The following is a 3,906-nucleotide window of genomic DNA, read 5'->3' as shown; positions in this document are numbered from 1 at the left end:
ATCAGTGGTTTGACTCATTTCTATTGGTGGCCGGAGGCAAAAGTTTAATCATGGTTAATCGACCGGACATAATATCATCCGTTAAAGCAGACCATCTTTCCAAGCTAACCCAAGCCGCATCAGGCGATCGATCGCCATTATTAGGCAACCGAAAAATTGTTGAAGAACTAAACACTCTCCCTAGCTGAGTTTGACGGTTCCACAAGCCCAAATCAGTAATTAAATCGGCTTCTCGATTGCCGCTGACTCCGCCTACTGGTGACATAATGATAATTTCTCCTTTAGCAGTCCGTTCAAATTGCCAATCTTGATTCATCTGGCATAAACGGTAAAACTGTTCGTCTGTTAGTTCGACAGTATCTAAGTTTAAAGTAACGGTCGTCATTTTTCCTAACTCCCTAAAAATATGAGTCCTGCAAACTTATTTGAGCGTCGCATTTTGTCAATTTTAACATCACTCTCCATAGCCCGGACTTAAGCTTTAATACCAGGGCTTAAGCCCCATCCCGACTATTGCGAGGTGCAAAATATTAGTTAAAAATATAATTAAGTTCCATCGCCTAATTCCCACCTCAATCAAAAAATGCTATAATATCAACTTTAATTGCTAAACTTATCCCGCCAGCAGAGAACACAGGAAAATAATATGGTGATTATTACCTCACAACAAATTGCCCAATTTCGCTCACAATTAGCCGAATATCCCGAAGCCCTAAAAGCCCTAGACGCCATCGAAGATTGCGAAGGTAACATCGAAGATGCAGCGATATCTCTAGCAATTCAAGCCGGTCAAGAACCGAATATCTCGGAAAATTGGTTAGACGGATTGGCCAAAAGATGCCGCGTTGCTATCTGCAAATCCGAGGTTAAAGAAGAGTTGAAAAACGGACAATTGAATGCAGCATTTAGAGATTTAGTAGCAGCAAAAATTTGCCCTAATATTTTGGTGACTTCGGTGATTATTTATGTATTTAAAACTGGGGTGGATGAGTTTTGTGAACCTCTCGAATATAAACTATAAGGCAATCCAGACATTTAAAAAGTAGGTGAGGCGAAGCTATCCCGAAGGGTAGGGAATCGCCCTCATTTCTCAAAACATGATACAACGAGGCGATCGCAACTCTTCTCTACCCCTTTGCACTACTGTACCCAGCCGGCCTCAAATCCGGCGACAAACCCAAAGATTTCCCCAGCAAACGAGCAAGTTGCACTAAAAAATTAGCAGTATCTTCGTCACCTTCGCGCGCCATAGAAGCCGATATCTGGATTAGCATTTGCACAAATCCCGCATCAATTAAATCGGAACAGGAACTCAAAACCTCTGGTTCTTGGCCGTTGGGACAAGTAAGCACTCGCTCGATTAAGTTCAAATAAGCCTCTTGGCGTTCTGGATTCATTTTGGCAGAAGCTGTACAGTAAATAATTTATTATTACGTTTAACTCAGCCCTGTCAATCAGGCGAGCGAATAAGCGATCCCCGTTTTTACTCTAGAAACTCCATTCAGTCAGGAATAGACAGAAGCTTAAAGAAAATCTTAAGTTTCTCAATGCTAGTTTAGTTGAGGTAAGCTGCCCCGAGGCGCCCCCTAGAATTCAAGCTAAGCTGCGCCAATAATAGCCCTAAGATTCAAGGGAATTAAGAATATACAAAATGAAAATAGGAATATTTTTAGGAAATCTAGGAAACCCCGCCATCTACTATCCCAAACTCGCCACAATTACCGGCGGAGTCGCGGCGAGTATTTTTCTTTGCCAATTATTGCAATGGCAATCACAAAAGTCCAACTCCGGCGAATGGGTGAAAACTAACAGCACAGAAATAGAAAAAGCAACGGGTTTAAATCAGGAAGAACAGGAATTAGCGAGAAAGCAGCTAAAAATGCGATCGCTCCTGAAAGAAAAATTAATAAATCCCCACACGGATACCCTAGAACTCTGGGCGGACATTGATGCTTTCGAGGAAAAACTCAATAACTTTGAGACACCGAATCCGCCAGATATTATAACACCGATAAGCCGCGAAAACAACAATCACCCTGTAGCAATCTTCCGCGAAACATCACCCCCAAATCATGTAGTTAAAACCGACAAATATTTCGGGCAGCCCCGCCAGCAAATAGCCGTTGCTGTCACGCCTAATTACCGATTTAGCGGCCCTTGGGATTCCCAAGAACAACTGCACAACTTTCAGCGAGCTTTAGAAGCATATGCTCAAGAGCGCAGCTTAGGATTTGGCAATCCTTCTGGATGGGCATTTAAAATTATTGACAGCATGACAAAAGGCTTAACCTCAACTTTTTGGGATGAATTTATCGCCGGAATTCCTTTAGGAGAAAGTCAAAAAGTTAAGCGAGATTGGGAAATCGAGCCGGAAGTGCCTTATCCTGCTTTTGAAGAAGAGCGAATTCAGTATTACGTACACAAAGGCGAACCCCTAGAAGCAGCAGTCTCTAAAGCTCGTGCTGACTTGAGAAACCCGGTTTTGGGCAAAGATTTGTGGGAGGGATTTCTGCGAAAGTGCGATCGTCTTGCTGATGATGCGCTCAAAGCAAAACAGCAGGGCGTTGACACACCATATCTGCCCTCTTCCTTCAATGAAAAACCGCAAATCACCAAGGATAGCGTTATGCGGAAGTTAGGGGCGATCGCGCCTCAATCCGGCTTAAATCAATCCACATCTGAAACAATTGCTGAACCACCAAAACTCGAACAAAAAGAGCCACCAACCGCCGCCGAAATCCCCAGTATTTCCTCTTTGCAAAAAGCTTACCAAACTCCTCTCGGCCGAAGTATAGTTGAAAAACAAATCGCTGCCAACCCCGACTGGGGCTACGAAATAGTTGACGGCGAAATAGTCGAATCAATCCCTTTTTAATGAGGCTGATATGAAAGCCATTAGCGATATCAATCCCCTGGGAGAAGAGCGACCCAATCCTTCTAAGGAAGAGAGAGAAAAACTGCGGGGGGAAAGGTTGCAGCGAGAAAGAGATGAAGCATATCAAATGTTAGTTGAACTATGCAATTTTGGCGAATATGACATGGCCGAGCAGTTGGCAAATCGACATTTTAATTGGGGTTATGAAATAGTTGATGGGATTGTGATAGAAAGGATAGATTAGGTTTGTTGTCACCCGACGATTGAAATTGCGTCTACTTTCATGGGCAGGCAAGAGGCATACTTCCCAAGAAACTTGATATGTTGTGGAACAGGCATCTTGCCTGTTCCTAAGAATATGTGCCGGCTCTCCGGTCTACCCCACAAGAAACTTGATATGTTGTGGAACAGGCATCTTGCCTGTTCCTAAGAATGGTGCAAGTTGATTACCGCAATCTCTATGTTACAATTCTAACTAAAACTTAAATAACTATCAAAATATGACGACAACTATTAATGCCAAAAACCTAACGTTATCAGAAGTACACCGTCTGTTCGGCTTTCAAAAACAGTACACTAACTCATTTACCTCTCTGTTATCCCTTGACGATATGACAGAACACGAACAGCAGGAAATTATACAAATTAGGGATGACTTCGATGACTACATTTCAACTGATCGAGTTTCTGAAGGACTGGTAAAAGCTCTGACTACCTTTCCCCTAATGCGATTGGCTGGCTTCTACCGCCGCCCGATCAAAATTAGTTTAGAACAAGACATAGCCGAAATTAGCATTGAAGAGGAAGATACTATCATTAAAGGACGGTTTGATATCTTAGCTGTCAACAGGATAAAACCCATCAGAAGCGATACATATTTTTGGGTTTTGGTGATTGAATCTAAAAATTCTGGAATCAACGCATTGATGGGTTTATCCCAATTGCTAACCTATGCTTATCAATACTCCGGACAGTTTTTCAAGAGGGAGGCGATGGCTTCGGCAAGCAACGCTTACGCAATAAATCACAGA

The 3,906-nt window shown here is 42.7% G+C and carries 5 protein-coding genes and 1 pseudogene; 4 read left to right on the top strand and 2 right to left on the bottom strand.

From position 1 onward, the window contains the following. Nucleotides 1–79 precede the first annotated feature (79 nt). A pseudogene (locus tag QUB25_RS29385) lies at nt 80–385 on the bottom strand (Uma2 family endonuclease); the annotation flags it as partial. Between the two features lie 261 nt (nt 386–646). Here QUB25_RS29385 and QUB25_RS29380 point away from each other — a divergent pair. Then, entirely contained in the window at nt 647–1,021 is a 375-nt protein-coding gene (locus tag QUB25_RS29380) for a hypothetical protein (protein WP_333043082.1), read from the top strand. A gap of 106 nt (nt 1,022–1,127) precedes the next feature. On the opposite strand, the gene QUB25_RS29375 is transcribed toward QUB25_RS29380, so the two are convergent. Continuing rightward, nucleotides 1,128–1,397, bottom strand: a complete 270-nt coding sequence (locus tag QUB25_RS29375; protein WP_190660572.1) for a hypothetical protein — start codon at nt 1,395–1,397, stop codon at nt 1,128–1,130. 254 nt (nt 1,398–1,651) lie between these two features. On the opposite strand from QUB25_RS29375, the gene QUB25_RS29370 reads away from it, so the two are divergent. The 3 genes from QUB25_RS29370 to QUB25_RS29360 form a co-directional block, all read left to right on the top strand. Beyond that, nucleotides 1,652–2,875, top strand: coding sequence for a hypothetical protein (locus QUB25_RS29370; protein WP_333188967.1), 1,224 nt, complete (start codon nt 1,652–1,654; stop codon nt 2,873–2,875). A 10-nt stretch (nt 2,876–2,885) separates the two neighbouring features. Further along, nucleotides 2,886–3,119 carry a hypothetical protein gene (locus QUB25_RS29365; protein WP_333060520.1) on the top strand — a complete coding sequence of 78 codons (234 nt, stop codon included), beginning with the start codon at nt 2,886–2,888 and terminating at the stop codon, nt 3,117–3,119. A gap of 256 nt (nt 3,120–3,375) precedes the next feature. Then, nucleotides 3,376–3,906, top strand: a 531-nt coding sequence (locus QUB25_RS29360; RefSeq protein WP_333188964.1) for a hypothetical protein, incomplete at its 3' end; no start/stop codon positions are given.

Origin of the sequence: Microcoleus sp. B3-D7 (genome assembly GCF_036705305.1) — a bacterium.
In the GTDB taxonomy this organism is placed as follows: Bacteria; Cyanobacteriota; Cyanobacteriia; order Cyanobacteriales; family Microcoleaceae; genus Microcoleus.
Note: the sequence above shows the minus strand (reverse complement) of the source record. Positions and strands in the feature narration are given on the sequence as shown.

What these genes read in the sequence shown, in the direction of transcription:
- QUB25_RS29380 (WP_333043082.1), top strand. Translation starts at nt 647, where the DNA reads ATGGTGATTATTACCTCACAACAAATTGCCCAATTTCGCTCACAATTA.
- QUB25_RS29365 (WP_333060520.1), top strand. Translation starts at nt 2,886, where the DNA reads ATGAAAGCCATTAGCGATATCAATCCCCTGGGAGAAGAGCGACCCAAT.
- QUB25_RS29370 (WP_333188967.1), top strand. Translation starts at nt 1,652, where the DNA reads ATGAAAATAGGAATATTTTTAGGAAATCTAGGAAACCCCGCCATCTAC.
- QUB25_RS29375 (WP_190660572.1), bottom strand. Translation starts at nt 1,397, where the DNA reads ATGAATCCAGAACGCCAAGAGGCTTATTTGAACTTAATCGAGCGAGTG.